This is a genomic window from Pseudomonas sp. RAC1, from assembly GCF_030658255.1.
Lineage (GTDB): Bacteria > Pseudomonadota > Gammaproteobacteria > Pseudomonadales > Pseudomonadaceae > Aquipseudomonas > Aquipseudomonas boreofloridensis.
The window spans coordinates 13,561-39,517 of record NZ_JAUTXS020000026.1 but is presented as its reverse complement, the minus strand read 5'-3'; the positions used below and the strand labels follow the sequence as shown (position 1 = coordinate 39,517).

At 64.2% G+C, this 25,957-nt stretch carries 20 protein-coding genes and 1 tRNA gene; 1 reads left to right on the top strand and 20 read right to left on the bottom strand.

The features are described from left to right. Positions 1–28 precede the first annotated feature (28 nt). The 17 genes from Q7C30_RS07790 to Q7C30_RS07710 all read right to left on the bottom strand — a co-directional run bounded on the left by Q7C30_RS07790 (position 29) and on the right by Q7C30_RS07710 (position 20,224). Positions 29–1,393: a PepSY domain-containing protein gene (locus Q7C30_RS07790; protein ID WP_317871176.1), complete on the bottom strand. Its 1,365-nt coding sequence runs from the start codon at positions 1,391–1,393 to the stop codon at positions 29–31. Positions 1,394–1,463: 70 nt separating this feature from the next. Continuing rightward, positions 1,464–3,518, bottom strand: coding sequence for a TonB-dependent copper receptor (locus Q7C30_RS07785; protein WP_317871175.1), 2,055 nt, complete (start codon positions 3,516–3,518; stop codon positions 1,464–1,466). Positions 3,519–3,582: 64 nt separating this feature from the next. Beyond that, the gene (locus tag Q7C30_RS07780) at positions 3,583–4,014 is read right to left on the bottom strand and encodes a DUF2946 domain-containing protein (protein WP_317871174.1); all 432 of its coding nucleotides are present in this window, start codon (positions 4,012–4,014) and stop codon (positions 3,583–3,585) included. Between the two features lie 19 nt (positions 4,015–4,033). Further along, a complete protein-coding gene (locus tag Q7C30_RS07775; protein ID WP_317871173.1) occupies positions 4,034–4,516 on the bottom strand; it encodes a copper chaperone PCu(A)C in 483 nt (160 codons plus the stop codon). A 45-nt stretch (positions 4,517–4,561) separates the two neighbouring features. Continuing rightward, positions 4,562–4,948 (bottom strand): DUF2946 domain-containing protein, encoded by a 387-nt coding sequence (locus Q7C30_RS07770; protein ID WP_317871172.1) that lies wholly within the window; start codon positions 4,946–4,948, stop codon positions 4,562–4,564. 96 nt (positions 4,949–5,044) lie between these two features. Beyond that, positions 5,045–5,899: an SPFH domain-containing protein gene (locus tag Q7C30_RS07765; RefSeq protein WP_039582922.1), complete on the bottom strand. Its 855-nt coding sequence runs from the start codon at positions 5,897–5,899 to the stop codon at positions 5,045–5,047. Between the two features lie 24 nt (positions 5,900–5,923). Then, on the bottom strand, positions 5,924–6,361 hold the full coding sequence (locus Q7C30_RS07760; RefSeq protein WP_029613677.1) for an NfeD family protein: 438 nt from the start codon (positions 6,359–6,361) through the stop codon (positions 5,924–5,926). A gap of 586 nt (positions 6,362–6,947) precedes the next feature. Further along, positions 6,948–7,043: transfer RNA gene (locus tag Q7C30_RS07755), tRNA-Sec, on the bottom strand. 6 nt (positions 7,044–7,049) lie between these two features. Further along, positions 7,050–8,972 (bottom strand): selenocysteine-specific translation elongation factor, encoded by a 1,923-nt coding sequence (gene selB / locus Q7C30_RS07750; protein WP_317871185.1) that lies wholly within the window; start codon positions 8,970–8,972, stop codon positions 7,050–7,052. Beyond that, positions 8,969–10,396: an L-seryl-tRNA(Sec) selenium transferase gene (gene selA, locus Q7C30_RS07745; protein ID WP_295488747.1), complete on the bottom strand. Its 1,428-nt coding sequence runs from the start codon at positions 10,394–10,396 to the stop codon at positions 8,969–8,971. The genes selB and selA overlap by 4 nt, the downstream gene beginning before the upstream one ends. Before the next feature lie 116 nt (positions 10,397–10,512). Beyond that, entirely contained in the window at positions 10,513–11,439 is a 927-nt protein-coding gene (fdhE, locus tag Q7C30_RS07740) for a formate dehydrogenase accessory protein FdhE (protein WP_317871171.1), read from the bottom strand. Between the two features lie 4 nt (positions 11,440–11,443). Continuing rightward, a complete protein-coding gene (locus Q7C30_RS07735; protein ID WP_029614560.1) occupies positions 11,444–12,100 on the bottom strand; it encodes a formate dehydrogenase subunit gamma in 657 nt (218 codons plus the stop codon). After that, positions 12,097–13,047 carry a formate dehydrogenase subunit beta gene (fdxH, locus tag Q7C30_RS07730; protein WP_039580784.1) on the bottom strand — a complete coding sequence of 317 codons (951 nt, stop codon included), beginning with the start codon at positions 13,045–13,047 and terminating at the stop codon, positions 12,097–12,099. Before fdxH ends, Q7C30_RS07735 begins: the two co-directional genes overlap by 4 nt. Continuing rightward, complete coding sequence (fdnG, locus tag Q7C30_RS07725; RefSeq protein ID WP_317871170.1) at positions 13,047–16,115, bottom strand: formate dehydrogenase-N subunit alpha; 3,069 nt, start codon at positions 16,113–16,115, stop codon at positions 13,047–13,049. Before fdnG ends, fdxH begins: the two co-directional genes overlap by 1 nt. 238 nt (positions 16,116–16,353) lie before the next feature. Then, positions 16,354–18,072: a ubiquinone-dependent pyruvate dehydrogenase gene (poxB, locus tag Q7C30_RS07720; protein WP_317871169.1), complete on the bottom strand. Its 1,719-nt coding sequence runs from the start codon at positions 18,070–18,072 to the stop codon at positions 16,354–16,356. 199 nt (positions 18,073–18,271) lie between these two features. Then, on the bottom strand, positions 18,272–18,820 hold the full coding sequence (locus Q7C30_RS07715; protein ID WP_029614564.1) for a single-stranded DNA-binding protein: 549 nt from the start codon (positions 18,818–18,820) through the stop codon (positions 18,272–18,274). A gap of 9 nt (positions 18,821–18,829) precedes the next feature. After that, the gene (locus tag Q7C30_RS07710; RefSeq protein ID WP_039580798.1) at positions 18,830–20,224 is read right to left on the bottom strand and encodes an MFS transporter; all 1,395 of its coding nucleotides are present in this window, start codon (positions 20,222–20,224) and stop codon (positions 18,830–18,832) included. Between the two features lie 129 nt (positions 20,225–20,353). On the opposite strand from Q7C30_RS07710, the gene uvrA reads away from it, so the two are divergent. Continuing rightward, entirely contained in the window at positions 20,354–23,188 is a 2,835-nt protein-coding gene (uvrA, locus tag Q7C30_RS07705) for an excinuclease ABC subunit UvrA (protein WP_317871168.1), read from the top strand. A 100-nt stretch (positions 23,189–23,288) separates the two neighbouring features. On the opposite strand, the gene bfr is transcribed toward uvrA, so the two are convergent. From bfr to rplQ, 3 genes are all read right to left on the bottom strand, one after another. Beyond that, entirely contained in the window at positions 23,289–23,753 is a 465-nt protein-coding gene (gene bfr / locus Q7C30_RS07700) for a bacterioferritin (RefSeq protein ID WP_039580802.1), read from the bottom strand. A gap of 163 nt (positions 23,754–23,916) precedes the next feature. After that, entirely contained in the window at positions 23,917–25,356 is a 1,440-nt protein-coding gene (locus tag Q7C30_RS07695; RefSeq protein ID WP_317871167.1) for a catalase, read from the bottom strand. A gap of 172 nt (positions 25,357–25,528) precedes the next feature. Continuing rightward, positions 25,529–25,915: a 50S ribosomal protein L17 gene (gene rplQ / locus Q7C30_RS07690; RefSeq protein ID WP_003255451.1), complete on the bottom strand. Its 387-nt coding sequence runs from the start codon at positions 25,913–25,915 to the stop codon at positions 25,529–25,531. Positions 25,916–25,957: the final 42 nt, after the last annotated feature.

The window sequence follows — 25,957 nt, the reverse complement described above, 5'->3', positions numbered from 1 at the left end:
TAGCAGATTTGTCAGGCGTGGCCGGCACTCAACGTGGCAGCGGTCTGCGGCGGCGTAACCACAGGCGGTCGGCCAAACCGACCACCAGCATCGACAACCCCACCAGCGGAAACAGCACGCCCAGCAGCGCCATCACCGCCACGGCGGTCTTCCAGCGAGGCAGGTCATGGCGCAGCGGTGGTACGCCCAGGCTGCCGCTGGGTTTGCGTTTCCACCACATGACCAGCCCGCTGACCGCGCCCAACAGAATCATCAAACACACCAGCAGGATGATCGCCTGGTGCACCGGGCCGAACATCCGCCCCTCATGCAGCATCACCCCCAGCTCAGTGGCGCGCGCCGCCGTGCCGTAGTCCTGCCAGCGCACGTCGGCCAGCACCTGGCCGGTGTACTGGTCCACATGCAGGGTGGCGTCGTGGCGCGGGTCGTCGGCGAACACGGCGATGGTGAAGACGCCGTCGGCGGTGGTCGGCGCAGTGATGCTGTAGCCGGGCGTCACGCCACGCGCGTCGGCCAGGTCCTGGACTTGCTGCAAACCGATTTGCGGCGCCGCGGGAGCACTGTGGCCGGTGTGATGGCCCCTATGCTCGGCGTGCGCACCGGACACCGGCATCGGCGTATTTTCCAGGGCCCAGGGCACGGTTTGGCGGTGAGCGTCGTTGAGCGCACCGGCCTGTTGGTCCGAGGTGGGCACCGTAGTCCACATGGCCGCCGGAAAGCGGTTCCACAGCTCGGCGTATTGCTTGCCCCAGAAGCCGGTCCAGGTCATGCCGCTGAGCAGCATGAACAGCAGCAGTGCCGAGCCCCAGAAGCCGACGACCGCATGCAGGTCGCGCCACAGCAGGCGCCCACGCGCCGTCAGGCGTGGCCACAGCACGCCGGCGCCGCTGCGTCCACGCGGCCACCACAAGTACAGCCCGGACACCACCAGCACGATGCCCCAACCCGCCGCCAGTTCCACCAGACGGTCGCCCAGGGTGCCGATCATCAGTTCGCCGTGCAGGGCGCGGGCGATGGCTTGCAGGTTGCGCTTGCCGTCCTGGACGCCCAGCACTTCGGCGCGGTAGGGGTCGACGAACACGTTCAGCTCACGGCCGCCGTCGTGCACCACGAACTGCGCACTGCGCTCGACGTTCAGCGGCGGCAGGTACTGGCCGATGTGGCCCTGGGGATAGGCCTGCCGCACCTTGGCCAGCAGCGTGTCGGCGCTCTGGCGCTGCGCGCTGGCCTCGACCACCATCAGGTCGCGGTACATCCAGGGGTCGAGCTGCGGCTTGAACAGGTAGACGATCCCGGTGAGCGCCAGCAGGATCATGAACGGTGCGACGAACAGCCCGGCGTAGAAGTGCCAACGCCAGGCCAGGTTGTAGAAGGAAGGCTGCGGTTGTTTCACGGTATCTCCCGTTCGCCCCAGCGGGCGCGGTGTTGGCCGCGTCCGCTGGGTCGATGTCGTTGTTGTTATGTCAGAAGCTGAAATCGACCTTGGTCCAGAAGGTTCTGCCCGGCTCGTTGACCGGCTGCGGATCGGCGGCCGGATAGCCGAACCCGGCGTTGCCGGCCAGGTTCAGGTGCTCGGCGTAGGTCTTGTCGAACAGGTTGTCGACACCGGCGCTGAGCTTGAGGTTACGGTTGACCTTGTAGGCTCCGTTAAGCGAGAACACGCCGAATCCGCCGCTCTTCTCGTAGTCCTTGCCGACCACGTTGCCCTGGTTCTGGGCGATGCGGTTCTGCGCCGCCACCAGCCGCCACAGCCCGCCGACGCTCCAGGCGTCGCGACTGTAGGTCAGGCCCAGGCGACTTTCCAGCGGTGGCATCTGCGGCAGCGCCTTGCCGTCGCTGCTGTTTTTGCCCCAGGCGTAGGCCAGGGTGGCGTCGGCCTTCCAGTTGTCGGTCAGCGCATAGGCCGCGCCCAACTCGCCGCCCATGATGCGCGCATCGATGTTCTGCGCCTGGGTGCTGCTCATGCCCATCATGCCGGTGCGGTAGTCGAACAGGATGTAGTCGCGGATCTGCCCGACATAACCCGATGCCCAGGCCTCCAGGCGCTCATCCTTGTACTGGATGCCGACGTCGAGCTGGGTGGTCTTCTCCGGCTTGATGGCGTCGAAGGCGTTCACCGCGCCGTTGGGCCCCTGCTTGGGCGAGAACAGCTCCCAGTAGTCGGGGAAGCGCTGGGCGTGGCCCAGGCCGATGTAGGCGGTGGCCGGGATTGCCGCGAGGTCATGCTCGTAGCGCACGAAGCCGCTGGGCAGGGTGTCGGCGCGGGTGTCGCCGACGGTGGCGCTGGTCTGGCGGAAATCACGGGCCGAAGCACGGTCCAGGCGGGCGCCGGCGATCAGCCGGTCTTCGCCGCTGGCGTACCAGGTCAGCTCGCTGAACGCCCCATAGTTGTGGAAGTCGGCGTCCTTGGTCCAGGGCTGGCCCTTGTGGGCGTCGACGCCCATGCCGCCGCGCTTGCGGTGCTCGTTGGTCTGCGCGTCGAGGCCGCTGATCAATTGCACGTCGGCCCAGCGCCAGGTGGCCTTGAGGCGCGCGCCGAGGGTGCGGCGGTCGACGTTGCTGACCATGGGCATGCCCATCATGCCGCGCCCGGACGGGGTACGCAGGCTGTAGTTGTCCATCACGTGGTCGGCGTAGTTGTAGTAGACCTGCGCCTCGACCTTGTCCAGCACCTCGCCCAGGTTGGACTTCTCGAAACGCAGGCCCAGGCTTTCGCGCTTGAATTGCGAGCCGTCCATACCGCGGCCGGCATAGCGCGCCTCGCCATCGCCCTTGCCAGCCGTGAGTTCGAGCAGGGTATCGGCGTCCGGGGTCCAGCCCAGGGTGACGTCGCCATTCCACTTGTCCCAGCGCGACGGCACCGTGTCGCCGTGGCCATCGTGGTAGTCGTCGGCGCGCGACTGGTTGCCGACGAATCGGGCGTAGCCCTGATCGTTGCCGGCGGCGGCGTCGAGCACTTTGTCGAAGCGCCCGTTGGAGCCGGTCAGCAGGCTGGCATTGACGCGGCTGCCGAGGGTGCCGAACTTTTCGGGCTCGCGCTCGAAGAGGATGGTCCCGGCCGAGCCGCCAGGCCCCCAGATCACGCTCTGCGGGCCTTTGATCACGGTCAGGCGGTCGTAGGTTTCCGGGGAGATGTAGGAGGTCGGCGCGTCCATGCGGTTGGGGCAGGCGCCGAGCACCACGCCGCCGTTGGTGAGAATGTTCAGGCGCGAGCCGAACATGCCGCGCAGCACCGGGTCGCCGTTGGTGCCGCCGGAGCGGATGGCGGAGAAGCCGGGGATGGTCTTGAGGTAGTCGGCGCCGTCGCTGGCCGGCACTGGCTGGCGGGGATCCTTGGGGTTGGTGACCACGGTCAGCGGCGAGCTGGGGGCCACGGCAGTGATCACCGTCGGGCTCAGCTCGGGGGCGTCAGGGTGCGAGTGGTCGGCGGCGACGGCCAGCGCGAGAGGGCTGAGCAGCGAGCCGCAGAACAGGGCGAGGGTGCGCGGTAGCGCAGGGGTACGGGTGCAGCCGGACATAATGATTCCAGTCGATCAGTCGTGAGGACGCGCAAGGCCACCTGGCCTTGGGCATGAAGGGGGTTCAGACGACGATCGACAGGGGCGGCGCACGGCTGCGCGCGCCGGGAAACACGGCATGCAGGGCATGGCCCTGGTGGGTGGGAATGGCGCCCAGGGTGGGCGGCGCCAGGCGGCCAGCACTGAGCGGGCTGAGGGTCTGGGGCAGGGCAGGGCAGTTGAACAGCAGGCTGCAATAGCCGCAGCGTTCCCAGTCGGCGTGCAACTGGCCGTCGTTGCAGTGGTCCTGCGCGGCCGGCTCGGCGTGCGCCATGGGCATGTCCATGGGCATGCTCATGTCCATCGCCATGCCGGCGTGGTGATCCATCGGCAGCGACTGGGAAACCAGCGGCCCGATGAAGATCATCCACATGGCGAACAGGCTCAGCCAGCCGCCACCGACGCGCCTGCGATCAGGGCGGGTGTTGCGGGCTGTGCGTGTGCGCGACAGGCTCATGGCCAGCGCCGATCAGCGGTCAGTGCGCGTGGGCGTGTCCGGCCTGTTCGGCGGGTGGCTGCTTCTGCACCACCACCTGGACGGTGACGTCGCCGGCCTTCTCGAAGTGCAGGGTCAGCGGGAAGCGCTTGCCGTCGTCGAGCAGGCTACGGTCCTTGGGCTGCATCAGCATGACGTGGTAGGCGCTGGGGGCGAACACCAAGTCCTTGCCCGCAGGCACCTCGACGCCCTTGACCTGCTGCATCTTCATGGCGCCGGTGGTGGTTTGCACATGCTCGTGCAACTGGGTGTCGTCGCTGATCGGGCTGTCGGCGCCGAGCAGGCGATCGTCGCTGGCGCCGTTGTTGTGCACGACGAAGTAGGCGGCGACGTTAGGGGCATTGGGCGGTAGTTGCAGTGACCAGGGATGGGCGATATGCAGGTCGCCCACGCTGTATTCGTGGGCGTTGGCGAAGGCGCCGGGCAGCAGCAGGGCGGCCAGGACGAGGGCATGCTTGAGCATTGAATGTTCTCCGGTCTGTCGAGGTTCAGGGACGGCGTCGTGAACTCAGACCAGGGGAGAGGCGCGCGGATTGAGCGCCGGCCACAGTTGGCGCGGCGTCGGCTGGTGCGCGGGCAGTGGCGGTGACTGGGCGAAGCTGCGCCCGGGCGGGCTGTGCGGGTGCGGCGCGTGGCCGGTGAGGGCGAGCGCCGGAGCGCTGCCGGAACAGCACCAGCAGTGTTGCATGCCGGCGTGTTGGTCCTGCTGGCCGAGATCGATCTTGGCCAGGGACTGTACGTCGAACGTGGCCTTGCTCGCCCCGCTGGAGCAGAAGGCACCCCACAGCAACTGCTCGGCCGCACCCTTGGGCGCGGCCGAAGACAGCGGCATGGCCAGCAGGTTGAACAGCACTGCAAGGCAGGCTATCCAGGCAATGTGCCGACGTGGGGTCATGGAAAGATCCGGTCAGGAATCAGGTGGCTATTGTACGGCGCAGTATAGGGAAAAACGCCCCGGTGCGGTGATCTGCCGCAGAGGCGAGTCGCCCCGTCAAACCTTGCCGCGCCCCAGCAGCCCGCGCACGGTTTCCTGCAGGTCCGCCGGTAGCACCACGATCTTCGAATTGTCGCTGCCGGCCAGGTTATCCATGGCGTCGATGTAGCGCTCGCCCAGCAGGTACATGGCGGGGGTGGTTTCGTTACCCACCGCGTCGCGCACCAGCGAGATCGCCCGCGCCGAGGCTTCGGCCAGGCTGATCTGGGCTTCGGCATCGAGGCGGGCGGCCTGCAGGCGTGCCTCGGCTTCGAGGATCGCCGCCTGTTTGGCACCTTCGGCGCGGGTCACGTCGGCCTTGCGCTCACGCTCGGCGGCGGCCTGGCGTTCCATGGCCTTCTGCATGTTCTCCGAGGGCTTGATGTCCTGGATCTCCACCGAGCGCACGGTCACGCCCCAGTCTTCGGTCTGCTCGGACATCGCCTCGCGCAGGCGTGCCTTGATCTGCTCGCGGCTGGACAGCGCTTCGTCCAGGTCCATGGCGCCGACGATGGCGCGCAGCGAGGTCATGGTCAGGCTGGTGACGGCGAAGGAGAAATTCTGCACGCCATAGGAGGCTTTCTGCGGGTCCACCACTTTGGCGAAGCACAGGGCATTGGCGACGATCACCGCGTTGTCGCGGGTGATGATTTCCTGCTGCTGCACGTCGAGGATGATGTCCTTGGTCGGCAGGCGATAGGCGACCACGTCCATGTATGGCACGAGGATGTTCAAGCCGGGCTTGAGGGTGCTGTGGTAGCGACCCAGACGCTCGACGATCCACTCCTCGCCCTGGGGGACGATGCGCACGCCCTTGAACACGGTGATCAACACGAACAGCGCGATGGCGCCGACGACGATGAGGCTGGTCATTGCTAGCTTCCTTTCAGTAGAAATTCAGGGGCGGGTCACCCGCACGATGTTGCCTTCGATGGCGCTCAGGCGCACACGCTCGCCAGCGGCGATGTCGCTGTCGGCGATGCAGGTCCATTCTTCGTTGCCCAGCACGGGCTTCTGAAAACGCACACGGCCTTTCTGGAACTGCGACACGCTGGCGGTGAGCAGGCCGACTTCGCCGATCACGCTGTCGGCGGTCCAGCGCAGGTCAGGCTTCTTGTTGCGAAACACCTTGAACCACAGCAGCGTGGTGACGGAGGACAACGCCACCCACAGCAGCACTTGCATGTCCAGTTGCAGGGCCGGCGCGACCAGGGCGATCAACGCCACCAGCACGGCGCCGATGCCGAACCAGAGAATGAAGAAGGTCGGCAGCACCAGTTCCAGCAGGATCAGCGCGATGCCGAAGACGAGCCAGATCCACCATTGCATTTCCATATGGGCAGGGCCTTGCGGTGAGGGAGGCTGAAGTTTACGGCAGGGGGCCGCGACTGTCTTGTGCCTGAGCTTTGGCAGTGGTGAGGGCGGCGGGGGCTGGCGTGTTGGGGTCGCCGTTTGGCGTCCTGTAGGTGTGTCGCGCTCGGGATCGTGGGGCCGCTGTGCGGCCCAATCGCGACGCAAGGCCCACGCGGGCGTGCAGACTCCAAGAAGTTGAGCAAGACCAAGGGTCGGTGGTAGGTGAAAGACAGTTGGCCCCTACCGGGATTGCGCTCGCTTTATATCCTCGGCGCGGCATTCGGAACCGGGTAATCATGCGTTTGTTGTTCATCTACAGCGCATGATTTCCAGAATCCAGCGCGTCTTTTTGTGGGAGCGGCCTTGTGTCGCGATTGGACCGCACAGCGGTCCCGGCAATGGCAGCGGCGAAGCTGAAAACCGGGGACCGCTGCGCGCTCCAATCGCGACGCAAGGCCGCGAGAGCGTGCAGCCCCCAAAAGTTGAGCAAGACCACTGGTCGGTGATAGGTGAAAAGACTGTGGGCTGCTGAGAACGGGGCGAGCTGCCGGTGCGTGTATCGGGAAAATGGCGGAAGGCAGCGGGAGTCGAACCTGCCCGGGAACGGATGCCGTCCCCAACCGGGTTTGAAGCCCGGCCGCGCCACCGGGCGCGATTGCCTTCCTTGAATTCAGGGCCTGGGCTGTTGCCGGGCCAGGGCGCTGTCCGCGCGGATGTAGCGTTGATCGCCTACCCTGCGGGTCAGGCCAACACGGTCGAAGTACTCCAGTATTTGCACACTGCGCTTGCGACCGATGCACAACATATCGCGAAACGCCGCCACCTGCACTACCGGTGAGTCCTCGGCCTGGCTCAACAGCAACTCGACCATGCGCTGAAGCGTCTGCTGCGGATAGAACAGATCGCGCACCACCTGGTGCAGCACACCCAGGCGCGCCAGCTTGCGCATCAGCAATCGCACCTGCGCTTCCTCCACCTGCTCGGCAGCGGCCAAGGTCCTGACCCACGGCGGATCGAACGCGGCTTCGAGCAGGTGCGGCTGCAAGCGCGCCCACAAGGCGGTGTCGGCCTCGCTCAACTGCACCTTGTGATCCGGCAGATGAAGCCACGGACCACTGCTGGCGATGAAACCGTCGCTGAGCAATTCGTCCACCAGACTGACGAAGGTCGGCCGCTCCAGCGCCAGCGCGCAGAAGCGGCGCAGACGGTCGCGGTCAGGGCCGAGCTGGTCCGGTTCCTGAGCATGAAAACGGGCCAACTGCGCCAGGACGTCGCCGCGCAGCGCCTGCCACTGTTGGCGGTCGAACAGCACACTGCCTTGGCGCGTGGCGATCACCTCGACGCTCTCGGGCAATTGCCAGCTGTCGCGCAGCCGATTGAACTGGCGCTCCAGACGCTGCGGATCGAGCCCGGCCGGCGCGCTGGCGAGCAAGGCCGGCAGTGCCTGCTCCAGGTCGGTAGCCTCGCGCAGCACCTGCAATTGCCGCAGCCGTGCGTCGCTGCGACGGTGGCGACTGGGCGCGAACGGGTCGAGCACCCGGCCGCCGCCCAGGGTGCGCTGAGCGCGCTGGTCACGCAGCACCAGGCGGTCGCCATGCACGGCCTGCAGCGGCGCATTGAGCAGTAACTGGGCGAACATGCGCTGCCCGGCGGCCAGGGTCTGGCCCTCCAGCAGCGCCACCCGCGCCGTGACATCTTGCGTCCCGAGATGCACGTGCACCGCGCTGAAGTGTTCGAAGGCGCGGGGCTCGCTCGCCAGCAGCGTCAGCTCGATGTCGATGCGCGAACTGGGCGCGTGCAACCACGCTGGCACCAGCCAGTCGCCGCGGTGTACCTGCTCCACAGCCAAGCGCTCGGCACTGATGTTCAGCGCCACCCGCTGCCCGGCTTCGGCCACCAGCGCCGCCTGGTTCTGCGCATGCAAACCGCGCACGCGCACTGGCTTGCCGAGCTTGCCCAACAGCAGCGTGTCGCCCGTGCTCACCCGGCCGGCCAGCGCCGTGCCGGTGACCACCACACCCGCACCGGACACGGCGAAGGCGCGGTCGATGGCCAGGCGAAAACCGCCCTGAGTGGAGCGTCTGCGAACCTGGGACGCGGCCGCCAGCAGCGCCTGGCGCAGGGCCTCGACACCGGCCCCGGTCACGCTGGACAGCGGAAACTGCAACGCCCCGGCATAGGGGCCTGGCGCCAGCAACGCCTCGACCTGCTGCTGCACCTCGGCCACGCGCGCCGGTTCCACCCGGTCGCACTTGCTGATCGCCACCAGCGCCTGGGGAATGCCCAACAGCTCGATGATCGCCAGGTGCTCGCGGGTCTGCGGCATCACCCCGTCGTCCGCTGCGATCACCAGCAGGACCAGGTCGATACCCTGGGCCCCGGCCAGCATGTTGTGAATGAACCGCTCGTGCCCCGGCACATCGATGAAGCCGGTCAAGGGCTCGCCGTCGGCCAGGGCCGCGTAGCGGTAACCCAGGTCGATGGTCATGCCCCGGGCACGCTCTTCCTGACGGCGGTCGCCGACCTGCCCGGTGAGCGCTTCGAGCAACGCGGTCTTGCCGTGGTCGATGTGCCCGGCGGTGCCGACGATCACTGCACAGGCCCCAGGTGCAGCGCCGGCAGTTGCGCCAGCCACTGCGCCTCATCGTCCAACTGCCGCAGGTCGAGCCACAGGGCGTCGTCGTCGATGCGACCGAGCACCGGCACCGGCAGGCCACGCAGCGCCTGCTCCAGCACTCGCAAGCTACGTCCACGCAGTTTCTTCGACACGTGCGCGCGCAGGCACAGGGCTGCACTGGGCAGCCGCGCCACCGGCTGGCTGCCGCTGCCGATCATGCCCAGGGTCGGCTCGACGCTGACTGTCCAAGGCTCGCCCAGGCGCGCGGCCAGTTCCGGCGCCAGGCGCTCGGCCTGGGCGGCGATGTCAGCGTGTGGGCGCGTCAGTAGACGCAGGCTCGGCAGACGCTCGGCCAGCCGGTCCGGGTCGCGGTACAACGCCAGCACCGCCTCCAGCGCCGCCAGGGTGATCTTGTCGACGCGCAGGGCGCGCTTGAGCGGGTTCTTCTTGATCCGCGCGATCAGTTCCTTGCGGCCGACGATGATGCCCGCCTGCGGGCCGCCGAGCAGCTTGTCGCCGCTGAAGGTGACGATATCGGCACCGTCGAGCAGGGCCTGGCGCACCGTCGGCTCGGCCGGCAGGCCCCAGCGGGTGAGGTCGAGCAGGCTGCCGCTGCCCAGGTCTTCGAGCAACGGCAGTTGATGGGCATGGGCGATGCGTGCCAGTTCGGCGGTCGGCACCTGGGTGGTGAAGCCCTGGATGCTGTAGTTGCTGCAATGCACACGCATCAGCAGCCCGGTGCGCGGATTGATCGCCGCCTCGTAGTCGCGGGCGTGGGTACGGTTGGTGGTGCCGATCTCATGCAGTCGCACGCCGGCCCGGGCCATGATATCGGGAATGCGGAACGCGCCGCCGATCTCGATCAGTTCGCCCCGGGAGATGATGCCTTCGCGGCGTGCGCCCAGGCTGTTGAGCGCCAGCAGCACGGCGGCGGCGTTGTTGTTGACCACCGTGACCGCCTCGGCGCCGGTCAACTCGCGGATCAGGCCCTCGATCAAGTCGTCGCGGTCACCGCGCTTGCCGGTGGCCAGGTCGAACTCCAGGTTCAGGGGGTAGCGCGCAGCGGTCTGCATGGCTTCGACGGCCGCTTCGGGCAACAACGCACGCCCCAGGTTGGTGTGCAGCACCGTGCCGGTCAGGTTGAACACGCGCCGCACCTGGCTGCGCTGCTGAAGCGTCAGGCGCTCACCGGCGCGCCCGAGCAGCACCTCGGCGGCCAGTTCCACGGCACTCAGTTGACCCAGGCGAGCCGGCTCGCGCAGGTCGTCGAGCAACTGGCGCAGCGTGGCCAGGGTAGCATCGCGGCCATGGCGCTCGAGCAGAGGGGCGCAGGTGGGGTGACGCAGCAGGGTGTCGATGGATGGCAGACGTGGAGCGGGGGTGGCATTGCTTGACGACATGCGGGTACGACCTTGACTGATCCGGTGTCTGATTCGCGCTCATCGCCAATGAACCCGCTCCTGGCAGGAGCGGGCTCACGCGCAACGAGCACGACGAGATCCAGCAGTGTAGCCCGTTACCCGCCCCCTGGCGCCAGCATCAGGTTGGGCGCCATCCGCTGGAAGCCCTCCTCGTTCAGACGCATGTCCAGCGCCAGACTGGCCAGATCGTCGGCCAAGGCCTCGGCGGCCGCGTCGTTTTCCAGATAGCAGTGCTTGAGGTAGGTGTTGCAGCCCGGACAGCATTCGGCCCGCAACGGCGCCTTGCCCGGCCCGTGGCGGTCATCCTCCAGACTGGTGTAGCGCAAGTCCTTGCTCGACTCGCAGTACACGCACTTGACCCGCACCACATGCCACTCGCAGGCGCACAGCGAACAGGCCAGGTAGCGCAGCCCATTGTGCTTGCCGCGGTTGCGCACCAACCCGGCCATGGCCGGCGAGCCGCAGCAGGGGCACTGCGCCAGGCTGCCGCCCGGCTTGAGCTCATCACTGGGCAAGGCCCGTCGCCAACTGGCCCAGGCCGCCTGCAATGCCGCCCCGATGAACGGCACCAAGGCCGCCGGCAGCGCATCGTATTGGCCTCCGAGCAAGGCGATGCCCCAGCCCTTGCGCTGCACGTCATCGCTGTCGCGCAAGGTCTGCAACGCATCGGCCAGCGCACCCGGCGCAGGCGCATCGAAGCGATCAAGCAGCGCCTGCAGCCAGATCAGCCAGGGGCCCTCGCGCACCAGACTGTCGGCCGCCAGCGGCGGCAGACCATGGCTGATGCACAACCGCTGACGTGCCTCGGCCACCGGCACGTCGGAAGGCGGATCATCCAGCAACTGTTGCTGCACCCGGCACAGCCGGGCGATCAGCCGCAGGTACTCGCCCAGCGCATGGCCCTGCGCCAAATGCTCGAGGCGCAGCGCCCGCAGTTCGAACAGGTTGTCGGCGGGCAGGTGCAGAAACGGCGGCATCACCGCCGACGCTTCGATCTGCCCAGGTTCGAGAATCGTGCTCACGCGCTCATCCTTTCTTTCCACCGTGATTATGTGGCGTCTTGTCGCCGGTCACATCGCGGTACCACAGTTCATGATGCTTGCGTGCCCAGGCGCGGCTGACCCAACCATGCAGCATGGCGCCGATCGAGCCCTTGATCCAGATGCCGGCATAGATGTGCACGATGATGCTCAGCACCAGCACGAACGCCGCCAGGGCATGCATCAAGGTGGCCAGGCGGATCGCGCCGATACCGAAGAACGCGCTGAAGTAGGCGCGCCAGATCACCACACCGCTGACCAGCAGGATCAGCATGCACGCCAGCAAGGTCCAGAACAGCAGCTTCTGCCCGGCGTTGTACTTGCCAATTGGCGGCACGCCCTCTTCCTGGTTGCGCATCACCCGGTCGACGCGGCGCAGCCATAAACGGTCGTTGGCGGTGATGAAGTTGGCGCGCCAGAAGCGCACCACCAGGCCGAGGAAGAACACGAACATCGCCACGCCGAGAAACGGATGCAGGATCCGCGTCCACGGCCCACCGCCGAACAAGTTGCTCAGCCAGAACAACGCCGGATGGAACAGCGCCAGCCCGGACAGCCCGGCCATGAAGAACAGGATCGCGACGATCCAGTGGTTGGTCCGCTCGTTGGCGTTGTAGCGCAGGATAGGCTTGTTGTCGTTCATGGCCGCTGCTCCCCTTCCCCGCCGGGCTTGCCCGGATCATAGACATGCACTGCCGGGTCCACCTGATGCACGCCCGTATCGGCAGGCTCAGGGCGCTCGTCCTCTTCCACCCGCTGTGGACCGACGCGCACGTAGTGGAAGAAGCCGGCCAGCACCGCCGCGCCCATCGCCAGCAGCGACAGCGGCTTGCTGATGCCCTTCCACAGCCCCACCAGCGGGCTGATCACCGGCTGATCCGGCAACCCGGCGTACAGCCTCGGCGTGTCGGCATGGTGCAGCACATACATCACATGGGTGCCGCCCACCCCATCCGGGTCGTACAGGCCAGCGTTCTCGTAGCCGCGCGACTTGAGATCGACGATGCGTTCGTCGGCATGTACCTTCATCTCGTCCTTGCTGCCGAAGACGATCGCCCCGGTCGGGCAGGTCTTCACGCACGCCGGCTCCAGCCCCACGGCCACGCGGTCGGAACACAGGCTGCACTTGTAGGCCTTGTGGTCTTTCTGCGAGATCCGCGGAATGTTGAACGGGCAGCCGGTGATGCAGTAGCCGCAACCGATGCAGTGGTCCTGGTTGAAGTCGACGATGCCGTTGGCGTGCTTGATGATCGCACCCGGGCTTGGGCAGGCCTTCAGGCAGCCGGGCTCGGCGCAGTGCATGCAGCCGTCCTTGCGGATCAGCCACTCCAGGTTGCCATCGTCACGCTCGTGCTCGGTGAAGCGCATCAGGGTCCAGGTGTCGGCGGTCAGGTCCTGCGGGTTGTCGTAGGTGCCGTGGTTGTGGCCAACCTCGTCACGCAGTTCGTTCCATTCCGAGCACGCCACCTGGCAGGCCTTGCAGCCGATGCACTTGGTGGTGTCGATCAGCTTGGCGACTTGCTCTTGCTGACGGACCGAGGACGGAACGGTCGTGGTGGCCGAGCGGGCGATGATATCTTGCTGGGCCATCAGATTTTCTCCACGTTGACGAGGAACGACTTGGACTCCGGCGTCTGGGTATTGCCATCACCGAGGAACGGCACCAGGGTGTTGGTCAGGTAGCCATGCCGGGTCGAACCGGTGAAGCCCCAGTGCAGCGGGATGCCGATCTGGTGCACGGTCTGGTTGTTGACCTGCAGCGGACGGATCCGCTTGGTCACCACCGCCACCGCCTCGATGTGCCCGCGCTTGCACGACACCCGCACCCGATCACCGGCCTTGATGCCCTTCTCGCCCGCCAGCACCTCGCCAATTTCCACGAACTGCTCGGGCTGGATGATGGCGTTGAGCCGAGCGTGCTTGCTCCAGAAGTGGAAGTGCTCGGTCAGCCGGTAGGTGGTCGCCGCGTAAGGGAACTCATCACGTGTGCCGAGGGTTTCCCACACCGAATCGAAGATCCGTCCGGCCGGATTGCTGATGACCTTCTTGTTGTTCGGGTGCAGCGGGTTGATCCCGATCGGCGTTTCGAACGGCTCGTAGTGCTCGGGGAACGGCCCTTCGGCCATCTTGTCGATGGCGAAGAAGCGCGCCACGCCCTCGGGGTTCATGATGAACGGGTTCATCCCCGCTTCAGGCGGCGAATCGACCTTGAAGTCCGGCACATCGGTGCCGCCCCAGGACTTGCCGTTCCACCACACCAGACGCTTCTTCTGCGCATCCCACGGCTTGCCTTGCGGGTCGCTCGACGCACGGTTGTAGAGAATGCGGCGGTTGGCCGGCCAGGCCCAGGCCCAGTTCTGCGCCTGGTGCATGCCGTACGGGTCGCTGTTGTCGCGCCGGGCCATCTGGTTGCCCTGCTCGGTCCAGCAGCCGGCGAAGATCCAGCAGCCGGACGCCGTGCTGCCGTCGTCCTTGAGCTGACCGAACCCGGACAACTGCTGGCCGCCCTTGACCGTCAGGCCGGTGGCGTCGGTCATGTCGGTGACGGCGTAACCGTTCATCTCCTTGGCCAACTCTTCCGGCGAGGGTTCGTCGGGGATCTTGTACGGCCAACTGATGTTGAGCAGCGGGTCTGCGTAGCTGCCGCCTTCGGTCTTGTAGCGCTGGCGCAGGCGCAGGAACAGCTCACTCATGATCTGCACGTCGGTGCGGGTCTCGCCCGGACCATCGGCGCCCTTCCAGTGCCACTGCAGCCAGCGGCTGCTGTTGACCAGCGAGCCATCTTCCTCGGCGAAGCACGTGGTGGGCAGGCGAATCACTTCGGTCTGGATGCTGGATGTGTCGACATCGTTGTACGGGCCGACATTGCGCCAGAACTCGGACGTTTCGGTGGCCAGCGGGTCCATGACGACCAGCCACTTGAGCTTGCCCAGCGCGGCGGTGACGCGGTTTTTATCCGGCAGCGCGGCAATGGGGTTGAAGCCCTGGCACATATAGCCGTTGACCTTGCCCTGGCTCATCATCTCGAACATGCGCAGCACGTCGTAGGCGGCCACGTCGAGCTTGGGCAGCCAATCGTAGCCCCAGTTGTTCTCGGCGGTGGCGTTGTCGCCATACCAGGCCTTCATCAGGCTGACGTGGAACTTGCCGTAGTTCTGCCAGTACGACAACTGCCCCGGACGCAGCGGCTTGGAGGCGCGCTTGTCGATGTAGGCGGCGTAGTCCTGCTCGGCGTCGCCTGCCAAGGTCAGGTAGCCCGGCAGCGAGTTCGACAGCAGCCCGAGGTCGGTCAGTCCCTGGATGTTGGAGTGCCCGCGCAGGGCGTTGACGCCACCGCCAGGCATGCCGACGTTGCCCAGCAGCAACTGGACCATGGCCGCGCTGCGAATGATCTGCGCGCCGATCGAATGCTGGGTCCAGCCCAGGGCATAGAGGATCGTCATGGTCTTGCCCGGCGCCGAGCACGTGGCGATCTCTTTCCACACCTTCATCATCTGATCGAGGGGCATGCCGCAGGTCATGCTGGCGATTTCCGGCGTGTAGCGGCTGTAGTGCTGCTTCATCAACTGGAACACGCAGCGTGGATGCTGCAGCGTCGGGTCGACCTTGGCGTAGCCGTCCTCGCCGAGCTCGTAACCCCAACCAGACTTGTCGGCATAGATCCGCTTGGCCGCGTCGTAGCCACTGAACAGGCCATCTTCGAAGCCATAGCCTTCTTTGACGATGAACGACACGTCGGTGTAGTTGCGCACGTACTCGTGCTGGATCTGATCAGTGCTCAGCAGGTAGTTGATCAGGCCGCCCATGAAGGCGATGTCGCTGCCGGTACGAATCGGCGCGTAGTAGTCCGCCACCGAAGCGGTACGGGTGAAGCGCGGATCGACCACGATCAAGCGCGCCTTGTTGTGCGCCTTGGCCTCGGTGACCCATTTGAATCCGCAGGGATGGGCCTCGGCTGCGTTGCCGCCCATGACCAGCACCAGGTTTGCGTTGGCGATATCGGACCAGTGATTGGTCATCGCGCCACGGCCGTACGTCGGGGCAAGACTTGCCACCGTCGGGCCGTGTCAGACACGCGCCTGGTTATCGAACCCCAGCATGCCGAGAGAACGGATGACCTTATGGGTCAGGTAGCCTGCTTCGCTGGACGCTGCCGACGCCGCGAGGAAGCCGGTGGTCAACCAGCGATTGACCGTCTGCCCTTGGGCGTTCTTCTCGATGAAGTTGGCATCGCGGTCCTGCTTCATCAGCGCGGCGACGCGATCCAGCGCCTCGTCCCAGCTGACCCGCACCCACTCATTGCTGCCGGGTTTGCGCACTTCGGGGTACTGCAGGCGGCTCGGGCTGTGGATGAAGTCGAGCAGGCCGGCACCTTTGGGGCACAGGGTGCCGCGGTTGACCGGGTGATCGGCATCGCCTTCGATGTGGATGATGTTCTGTTTGACGTTCTTGCCCGCATCGCCCTGGCTGTACAGGATCAGGCCGCAGCCGACCGAGCAGTAGGGACAGGTGTTGCGGGTTTCTTTGGTGTGCGTCAGCTTGAAGTGGCGCACCTGCTCGGCGAACGCGGGCGTCGGGGCCATGCCCAACGCCGCGAGGCTAGAGCCTCCAAGGCCGACAGCGGCGACCTTGAAGAATTGCCGACGGTTGAGATCCATCGTGCACTCCTGATCAGGTTTGGACGCACGGTCATGGCCGGCGCCTCTCGGAAATCACGGCGGCGACATACAGAGGTCGCCAACGCTAAGACTAGCCGATAACACTGAAAGTGCGGTGACATGGATCAGTAAAAGCCGTAGGAATCTGTAGTAGGACCTGACCAACGGACTGGCACCACCTCCCCGCTCAAGGGCAGCAGGCTGTGCAGTGGCCGGCCAGTCCGCCAAAAGCCCACCCTCAACGCAGCAAATTGTTCTTCGCCAGATTCACCAACTCCTTGGCCCGACCATCCATGACCGCACGCAGCATGAACAGGCCGAAGCCTTTGACGTTCTCGGCGGTGATTTCCGGCGGCATGATCAATTCCTGTCGCTCACTCACCACATCGACCAACACCGGCCCATCGTGGGCGAAGGCCTCGCGCAGCGCCGCTTCGAGTTCCTGCGGTTGCTCCACTCGAATGCCCTTGATGCCCATGCTTTGAGCGAACGTGGCGAAGTTGGGGTTCTTGAGCTCGCAGCCGGTATCCAACAGGCCGCTGGCTTTCATCTCCATTTCCACGAAGCCCAAAGTGCCGTTGTTCAGCACGATCACCTTGACCGGCAGATTGGCCTGACTCAGGGTGAGGAAATCGCCCATCATCATGCTGAAACCTCCATCACCCGACATCGACACCACTTGCCGCCCCGGACAGCTCGCCTGGGCGCCGATGGCCTGCAGCATGGCATTGGCCATCGAGCCATGGTTGAACGAGCCAATCAGCCTGCGCTGACCGTTCATCTTCAGGTAACGCGCCGCCCAGGCGGTGGGCGTACCGACATCACAGGTGAAGATGGCGTCCTCGTCGGCCATCTCGCTCACCAGTCGATTGAGGTATTGCGGATGGATGATCGCGCTGTTGGGGCTGCTTTCGGCAAGCCCATCAAGGCTCTTGCGGGCGTCGCGATAGTCGGCCAAGGCCTTGTCCAGGTGAGCAGTGTCGGTGCGCTCCGGCAGACGGGGCAGCAGTTGCTCGAGCGTGTGCTTGATGTCGCCGATCAGGCCAATCTCCAGCGCGCAGCGATTGCCCAGCGCCTCGGGCTTCAAATCGATTTGGGCAATACGTGCTTTCTCGGGGAAGAATTGCCGGTAAGGGAAGTTGCTACCCAGCATCAGCAGTGTGTCGCAATCCTTCATGGCATTGAAACCCGACGCGAAGCCGATGAGCCCCGTCATGCCGACGTCGTAGGGATTGTCATACTCCAGGTGCTCCTTGCCCCGCAGCGCATGCACGATGGGTGCCTTCAACTGCCTGGCCAGGGCGACCACTTCAGCGTGGGCGCCGGCGCAGCCTGCCCCGCACAGCAGCGTGATGCGTTTGCCGGCGCTCAGGAACTGCGCCAGCTCATCGAGTTTGCCAGGTTCAGGCACCACCACCGGCGGTGTAGGCGTCAACCACCGGCCGACCTTGGCATCGAGCGGGGCCAGCGCCACGTCGCCGGGAATCACCACCACCGCCACCCCGCGCCGGCTGACCGCCACACGCATGGCGCGCTCGAGAATCTGCGGCAACTGCTCGGGCCGCGACACCAGTTCGACGTAGTGACTGCACTCTTTGAACAGCGATTCGGGGTGAGTGGCCTGGAAGTAGTCGATGCCGATCTCGCTGCTGGGGATGTGCGCGGCGATCGCCAGCACCGGCACACCGCTGCGATGGCAATCGAACAGGCCATTGATCAGGTGCAGGTTGCCCGGTCCACAGCTCCCGGCGCACACCGCCAGCTCGCCAGTGAGATGGGCCTCGCCGCCGGCGGCGAAGGCACCGGCTTCTTCGTTGCGCATGTGAATCCAGTCCAGTCCACCCAGGCGGCGCATGGAGTCGGTGAACCCGTTCAATGAATCGCCGACAACCCCGTAAACACGTTTGACGCCGGCTTGTTTGAGGGTGTTGACCATGAAATCAGCAGCGGTGGCCATGGGAGGGTCCTTGAATGACGGTGAGTTCAAGGTCTGAGTCCAGGCAAAACGCGCGTGTTCCAACGCAATCATTAAGAAAAAGCTAAGCGGCCCAACGATCAGTCGTCACATTCGGTGGAATGGATATTGGCGGGCAGAAAAAAAGCGAAGCCAGGTTTCTGGCTTCGCTTTGGGTGTTTACCGCGTCGAGGACGGTTTCTCAGAACGGAATATCGTCATCGAAGCTGTCGAAGTCAGCGGCGGGCTGGGGTGCCTGCTGCTGTGGCGCGGGACGCTGCTGTGCCTGCTGCGGACGCGGCGCCTGCTGACGTGGTGGGGCTTGGTTGTATTGCTGCTGACCACCGCCCTGGTTGTAGTTGTTGCCACCACCCTGGTTGTACTGATCGCCGCCTTGCTGGTTCTGCGGACGGCCGCCGAGCAGCTGCATGGTGCCCTGCATGTCGACGATGATTTCGGTGGTGTAACGCTTGATGCCGTCCTTCTCCCACTCACGGGTCTGCAGCTTGCCTTCGATGTAGCACTGCGAACCCTTGCGCAGGTACTCGCCAGCGATCTCGGCCACTTTGCCGAACAGCGAGACGCGGTGCCACTCGGTGCGTTCGACCTTCTGTCCCGACTGCTTGTCGGTCCACTGTTCGCTGGTGGCCAGGCTCAGGTTGGTCACGGCGTTACCGTTGGGCAGGTAGCGGACTTCGGGATCCTGGCCGCAGGTACCGACCAGAATGACTTTGTTAACCCCACGGGCCATAACGTTCTCCTAGGCTTCGCACGCCGTCGGGGCTGGGTTCACCAGACGCTCTAGGGTCGCACGGTCCAAAATTTTCGTATCCAGTTTGATATAGATGGCGGCTTCTTCTGCCACCACCACGGCGTCGGTCACACCCGTCACGGCCATCAGACGTTCGGCCAGTCCGGCTTCCCGAACCGCCTCCGGCGTCAGCGGCATACGCAGGCTGGTGACATAAGGCGGTTCGTTCATGCCCAAGGCAGATACCAGCCAGATACCACACAGTACAGCACATCCGAGGAACACCGTGCCCAGACCACCGTGCTGGAACAACCAGCCACCGATGATGCCTCCCAGCGCCGCGCCGAGGAACTGGCTCGTGGAATAGACTCCCATGGCCGTCCCCTTGCCGCCAGCGGGCGACACCTTGCTGACCAGCGAAGGCAAGGATGCCTCCAACAGGTTGAAGGCCGTGAAGAATATCACGGTGCCGGTCACCAATGCCCGCAGGTCGTCAGCCCAGCGCCAGAAGAACACCTCGGTGAGCAGCAGCACGGTGACTGCACCCACCAACACGCGCTTCATCTTGCGCTTCTTTTCGCCGTAGATGATGAAGGGCACCATTGCAAAAAATGAGATCAGCAATGCGGTTAGGTATACCCACCAGTGCTGTTCCTTGGGTAACCCGGCCCGCTCTACGAAGGCCAGTGGCAGGGCCACGAAGCTGGCCATGAGGATCGCGTGCAGCACGAAAATGCTCAGGTCCAGGCGTAGAAGGTCCGGATTGCGTAGGGTCGGACCGAGGGCCTGACGTGCCACGCCCGATTCTCGATGCTGCAACACGCTGTGCGTGCTGGGCACGACGAAGGCGATCAAGGCGATACCCACTACCGCCAGTCCTGCGGTGGCGAGGAACAATCCTGACAAACCGAAGGCACTTGTCAGCAACGGGCCAACCACCATGGCAACGGCGAACGACACGCCGATGCTCATGCCGATCATGGCCATGGCCTTGGTGCGGTGTTGCTCGCGGGTCAGGTCGGAAAGCAGGGCCATGACGGCTGCGGAAATGGCACCCGCCCCCTGCAGAATACGGCCGGCGATCACGCCCCAGATCGAATCGGCCTGCGCCGCCAGTACGCTGCCCAGGGCGAACACCACCAGCCCCAGGTAGATCACCGGGCGTCGGCCAATCCGGTCGGAAATCATCCCGAACGGAATCTGCAGGACCGCCTGGGTCAGGCCATAGGCACCGATGGCCAGACCGATCAGCGCGGGTGTGGCGCCGGCCAGGTCCATGCCGTAGGTGGCCAGCACGGGCAAGACCATGAACATACCCAGCATACGAAAGGCAAAGACCAGGGCAAGGCCGCCTGCGGCGCGGGTTTCGCTGCCGCTCATGCGTTCTTGATGGATGTCGTGCATGGATGAACCTCGTCTGAACCGGCGGCGATTCTATCAGTCCCACGACCAGACGGCATCTGCGCGACGCTTTGCCGCGTAGTGGCAGCGCGCCGTATACTTCTTCGTTTACGCCCGCCGAGCGAGGCTGCTTTGGACACGATCCTGATCCGTGGGGCACGCACCCACAACCTGAAGAACATCGACCTGACCCTGCCACGGGACAAACTGATCGTCATCACCGGTCTGTCCGGTTCCGGCAAGTCTTCCCTGGCCTTCGACACCCTCTACGCCGAGGGCCAACGTCGCTACGTGGAGTCGCTGTCGGCCTATGCCCGACAGTTCCTGTCGATGATGGAAAAGCCCGACGTCGACACCATCGAAGGCTTGTCGCCGGCGATTTCCATCGAGCAGAAGTCCACATCGCACAACCCGCGCTCGACCGTGGGCACCATCACCGAAATCTACGACTACCTGCGCCTGCTGTACGCGCGCGTGGGCACACCGCGCTGCCCGGATCACGACATCCCGCTGGAGGCGCAGACCGTCAGCCAGATGGTCGACCTGGTGCTGGAACAACCCGAGGGCAGCAAGCTGATGCTGCTGGCACCGGTGGTGCGCGAGCGCAAGGGCGAGCACTTGGCGGTGTTCGACGAGATGCGCGCCCAAGGCTTCGTCCGCGCCCGGGTCAACGGCAAGCTCTACGAGCTGGATGAACTGCCTAAGCTCGACAAGCAGAAAAAGCACAGCATCGACGTGGTGGTCGACCGCTTCAAAGTCCGCGAAGACCTGCAGCAGCGTCTGGCCGAGTCGTTCGAGACGGCCTTGAAACTGGCCGACGGCATCGCCCTGGTGGCGCCGATGGACGACGACAGCGGTGAAGACATGATCTTCTCGGCGCGCTTCGCCTGCCCCGTGTGCGGCCATGCGATCAGCGAGCTGGAACCCAAGTTGTTTTCCTTCAACAACCCGGCCGGTGCCTGTCCGACCTGCGACGGCCTGGGGGTCAAGCAGTTCTTCGACACCAAGCGCCTGGTCAACGCCGAGCTGACCCTGGCCGAAGGCGCGATCCGCGGCTGGGACCGGCGCAATGTGTATTACTTCCAGATGCTCGGCTCATTGGCCGCGCACTATGGCTTCAGTCTCGACCAGCCTTTCGGCGAACTGGCGGCCGAGCACCAGAAGGTCATCCTGCAGGGCAGTGGCAAGCACAGCGTCGACTTCAAGTACCTCAACGACCGCGGCGACATCGTCAAACGCTCGCACCCCTTCGAAGGCATCGTGCCGAATCTGGAGCGGCGCTACCGCGAAACCGAGTCGGCCACCGTCCGCGAGGAACTGGCCAAGTTCCTCGGCACCCAGCCCTGTCCAGACTGCCGCGGCACTCGCTTGCGCCGCGAGGCACGGCATGTCTGGGTCGGTGAGAAGACGCTGCCGGCGGTCACCAACCTGCCGATCGGCGACGCCAGCGAATACTTCGCTGCGCTAACCCTGACCGGCCGACGTGGCGAGATCGCGGCGAAGATCTTGAAGGAAATCTGCGAGCGGCTGCAGTTTCTGGTCAACGTGGGCCTGGACTACCTCACCCTCGACCGCAGCGCCGAAACGCTCTCCGGGGGCGAAGCGCAGCGCATCCGCCTGGCCAGCCAGATCGGTGCGGGCCTGGTGGGGGTCATGTACATCCTCGACGAGCCATCGATCGGCCTGCACCAGCGTGACAACGATCGCCTGCTGGCCACCCTCAACCACCTGCGCGACCTGGGCAACACGGTGATCGTGGTGGAGCACGATGAGGACGCCATTCGCCTGGCCGACTATGTCGTGGACATTGGCCCAGGCGCTGGTGTGCATGGCGGGCAGATCGTCGCCGAAGGTACGCCGGACGAGGTCATGGCCCATCCAGACTCGGTGACCGGCATGTACCTGTCCGGTCGCAAGAAGATCGTCGTCCCGGCCAAGCGCACACCCCGCAACAAGAAGCTGCAACTCAAGCTGAAAGGCGCGCGCGGCAACAACCTGCAGAATGTCGATCTGGAAGTCCCCATTGGCTTGCTGACGTGCGTCACCGGGGTTTCGGGGTCAGGGAAATCGACACTGATCAACAACACCCTGTTCCCCCTGGCCGCCACCGCCCTGAACGGTGCCAGCAGCCTGGAGCCGGCCGCCCACGGCAGCATTGACGGCCTGCAGCACCTGGACAAAGTGGTCGACATCGACCAGAGCCCAATCGGTCGTACCCCACGCTCCAACCCGGCGACTTACACCGGCATTTTCACGCCGATTCGCGAGCTCTTCGCGGGCGTGCCAGAGTCACGCTCACGCGGCTACGGTCCAGGACGGTTTTCTTTCAACGTCAAGGGCGGACGCTGCGAGGCGTGCCAGGGCGATGGCCTGATCAAAGTGGAGATGCACTTCCTGCCAGATATCTACGTGCCGTGCGATGTGTGCAAGAGCAAGCGCTACAACCGCGAAACGCTGGAGGTCAAGTACAAGGGCAAGAACATCCACGAAGTGCTGGAAATGACCATCGAGGACGCCCGCGAGTTCTTCGATGCGGTTCCGGCACTGGCGCGCAAACTGCAGACGCTGATGGATGTGGGTTTGTCTTATATCAAGCTGGGACAATCGGCGACGACGTTGTCGGGCGGTGAAGCGCAGCGAGTGAAACTGTCGCGCGAGCTGTCCAAGCGCGATACGGGCAAGACCCTGTACATCCTTGACGAGCCCACTACAGGCTTGCACTTTGCCGATATCCAGCAACTCCTGGACGTCCTTCACCGTTTGCGCGACCACGGCAACACCGTGGTGGTGATCGAGCACAACCTGGATGTGATCAAAACCGCGGACTGGCTGGTGGACCTGGGTCCAGAAGGGGGCTCACGCGGCGGGCAGATCATCGCCTGCGGCACACCGGAAGAGCTCAGCAAGATGAAGCAATCCTACACCGGCCACTATCTGAAACCGCTATTGGAACGGGACCGGGCATAACGCAAAAGGCCGCGCCTATAAAATTGTGCAGATCCGATGATCTGCACAGTCTTGTAAGTGCGGCCTCATGTGCCGAGAGGGCTAAACAGCCCTGCTGGTGTCACATCTGCGATTGCAGGTAGTTCTGCAGCCCGATGGATTTGATCAACCCCTGCTGCTTTTCCAGCCAGTACGTGTGATCTTCCTCGGTATCAGCCAACTGCGCGCGCAGGATGTCACGGCTGATGTAATCCTTGTGCGACTCGCACAACTCGATGCCCTTGCACAGGGCAGCACGCACTTTGTACTCCAGGCGCAAGTCGGCGGCGATCATCTCAGGCACTGTGGTGCCGATATCGAGGTCGTCCGGCCGCATGCGCGGCGTGCCTTCAAGCATGAGGATACGACGCATCAGAGCATCGGCGTGCTGCGCCTCTTCTTCCATCTCGTGATTGATACGCTCGTAGAGCTTCGAAAGGCCCCAGTCTTCGTACATGCGCGAGTGGATGAAATACTGATCGCGTGCCGCCAGTTCGCCCGTGAGCAACGTGTTGAGGTAATCGATGACGTCCGGGTGACCTTGCATCGCCCTGATACTCCTGAATAACGCTTGATAGGCTCATAGTGTGAACCATGATTCTCCCAAGGTCACTCGATACCGCGCAATTTATGCGAAAAAACTCGACAAACAGTAGTGATTTTCATTGAAAAACCGCCCAAATGCGGGCGGTTCTCCTTATCACTTCGACTCAGAACAGATTGATGCCCAGCGCTTTGGCAACCCCGCCACCATAAGCCGGATCGGCTTTATGGAAGTGCTGCAACTGGCGTCGAACCACTTCTTCCGTCACACCCGCCATAGTGCCTGCGATGTTGTCGATCAACAGCGCTTGTTGATCAGGACTCATCAACCGGAACAGTGCACCGGCATGGCTGTAGTAGTCGTCGTCCTCACGATGATCGTGACGATCGGCTGCGCCATTGAGCGCCAAGGCGGGTTCCGCGTGGCGCGGGGACTGCTTGGGCGCGTCGGCGAAGCTGTTTGGCTCGTAGTTAGGAGCACTGCCATAGCTACCCATGCTCATGGCACCGTCGCGCTGATAGCTGTTTACCGCGCAGCGCGGCGCATTCACCGGCAAGTGTTGGTGATTGGTACCGACGCGGTAACGATGGGCGTCAGCGTAAGCGAACACGCGACCCTGCAGCATACGATCGGGCGACAAGCCCACGCCCGGCACCATGTTGCTCGGCCCGAATGCAGCCTGCTCGACTTCGGCGAAGTAGTTGAGCGGATTGCGGTTGAGCTCAAGCACGCCAACTTCGATCAGTGGATATTCTTTCTGCGACCAGGTCTTGGTGACGTCGAACGGGTTTTCGGCTCGGTTGGCAGCCTCCTCCTCGCTCATGACCTGAATGCATACTGTCCAACGCGGATAGTTGCCCTGCTCGATGGCCTCGAACAAGTCACGCTGGGCGTAGTCAGGGTCAGTACCTGCGATACGCGCAGCATCGGCCGGCGTCAGGTTCTTGATGCCCTGCTGCGTCTTGAAGTGCCATTTGACCCAGGTGCGCTGTCCCTCGGCGTTTATCAGGCTGTAGGTGTGGCTGCCGAAGCCGTGCATGTGGCGGTAGCCATCCGGAATGCCACGATCAGAGAACAGGATGGTGACCTGGTGCAGCGCCTCAGGCGAATGCGACCAGAAGTCCCACATCATCTGCGCACTTTTCAGGTTGGTCTGAGGGTTGCGCTTCTGCGTGTGGATGAAGTCGGGGAACTTGAGTGGATCGCGAATGAAGAACACGGGCGTGTTGTTACCCACGATGTCCCAGTTGCCCTCTTCGGTATAGAACTTGACGGCGAAGCCACGTGGATCGCGTTCGGTGTCGGCAGAGCCGCGCTCGCCACCTACGGTAGAGAACCGCACGAAGGTTTCGGTCTGCTTGCCGATGCCATCGAAAAGCCGAGCATTGGTGTACTCAGTGACATCGCGAGTCACGGTGAAGGTGCCATAGGCACCCGAGCCTTTTGCATGCACACGGCGCTCAGGGATGTTTTCGCGGTTGAAATGGGCAAGCTTTTCGATCAGGTGGAAATCGTCAAGCAGCAATGGACCGCGCGGACCGGCGGAGCGGGAATTCTGGTTGTCGGCAACGGGTGCACCGCTGGCGGTGGTGAGGATCTTGCTCATGGGCTCTCCTTATCAGACGCAAATGTCGGCTTGATCGGCTTTGGGAGCAGTATGGCGAGCACAGATACAAAGATCTAATGCATTGATATTTTATGTTCGATAGATTTTTACAATTTATTCGAATACAAAAAACCGGGCACTAGGCCCGGTTCTCTGTAGCAGACGGAACGTCTTACTCGGCAGCTTCTACAGCACCACCGACTGGACGATCAACCAGCTCGACGTACGCCATAGGCGCGTTGTCGCCAGCGCGGAAACCGCACTTCAGGATACGCAGGTAGCCGCCCTGACGGGTGGCGTAGCGCTTGCCCAGATCGTTGAACAGTTTGCCAACGGCAGACTTCGAACGGGTACGGTCGAAGGCCAGACGACGATTGGCAACGCTGTCTTCCTTGGCCAGGGTGATCAGCGGCTCGGCAACGCGGCGCAGTTCCTTGGCTTTCGGCAGGGTGGTTTTGATCAGCTCGTGCTCGATCAACGACACTGCCATGTTCTGGAACATAGCCTTGCGGTGAGAGCTGGTACGGCTCAGGTGACGTCCACTTTTACGATGACGCATGATTCATTCCTTACCAAACACTACGTTCGGTGATTACGACGA

Excerpts from the sequence above, each read along its gene's own strand:
- Q7C30_RS07785 (WP_317871175.1), bottom strand. The coding sequence starts at position 3,518 with ATGTCCGGCTGCACCCGTACCCCTGCGCTACCGCGCACCCTCGCCCTG.
- Q7C30_RS07780 (WP_317871174.1), bottom strand. The coding sequence starts at position 4,014 with ATGAGCCTGTCGCGCACACGCACAGCCCGCAACACCCGCCCTGATCGC.
- Q7C30_RS07775 (WP_317871173.1), bottom strand. The coding sequence starts at position 4,516 with ATGCTCAAGCATGCCCTCGTCCTGGCCGCCCTGCTGCTGCCCGGCGCC.
- Q7C30_RS07770 (WP_317871172.1), bottom strand. The coding sequence starts at position 4,948 with ATGACCCCACGTCGGCACATTGCCTGGATAGCCTGCCTTGCAGTGCTG.
- Q7C30_RS07765 (WP_039582922.1), bottom strand. The coding sequence starts at position 5,899 with ATGACCAGCCTCATCGTCGTCGGCGCCATCGCGCTGTTCGTGTTGATC.
- Q7C30_RS07760 (WP_029613677.1), bottom strand. The coding sequence starts at position 6,361 with ATGGAAATGCAATGGTGGATCTGGCTCGTCTTCGGCATCGCGCTGATC.
- selA (WP_295488747.1), bottom strand. The coding sequence starts at position 10,396 with ATGTCGTCAAGCAATGCCACCCCCGCTCCACGTCTGCCATCCATCGAC.
- Q7C30_RS07735 (WP_029614560.1), bottom strand. The coding sequence starts at position 12,100 with ATGAACGACAACAAGCCTATCCTGCGCTACAACGCCAACGAGCGGACC.
- fdxH (WP_039580784.1), bottom strand. The coding sequence starts at position 13,047 with ATGGCCCAGCAAGATATCATCGCCCGCTCGGCCACCACGACCGTTCCG.
- poxB (WP_317871169.1), bottom strand. The coding sequence starts at position 18,072 with ATGGCCACCGCTGCTGATTTCATGGTCAACACCCTCAAACAAGCCGGC.
- Q7C30_RS07715 (WP_029614564.1), bottom strand. The coding sequence starts at position 18,820 with ATGGCCCGTGGGGTTAACAAAGTCATTCTGGTCGGTACCTGCGGCCAG.
- Q7C30_RS07710 (WP_039580798.1), bottom strand. The coding sequence starts at position 20,224 with ATGCACGACATCCATCAAGAACGCATGAGCGGCAGCGAAACCCGCGCC.
- bfr (WP_039580802.1), bottom strand. The coding sequence starts at position 23,753 with ATGCAAGGTCACCCGGACGTCATCGATTACCTCAACACGTTGCTCACG.
- Q7C30_RS07695 (WP_317871167.1), bottom strand. The coding sequence starts at position 25,356 with ATGAGCAAGATCCTCACCACCGCCAGCGGTGCACCCGTTGCCGACAAC.
- rplQ (WP_003255451.1), bottom strand. The coding sequence starts at position 25,915 with ATGCGTCATCGTAAAAGTGGACGTCACCTGAGCCGTACCAGCTCTCAC.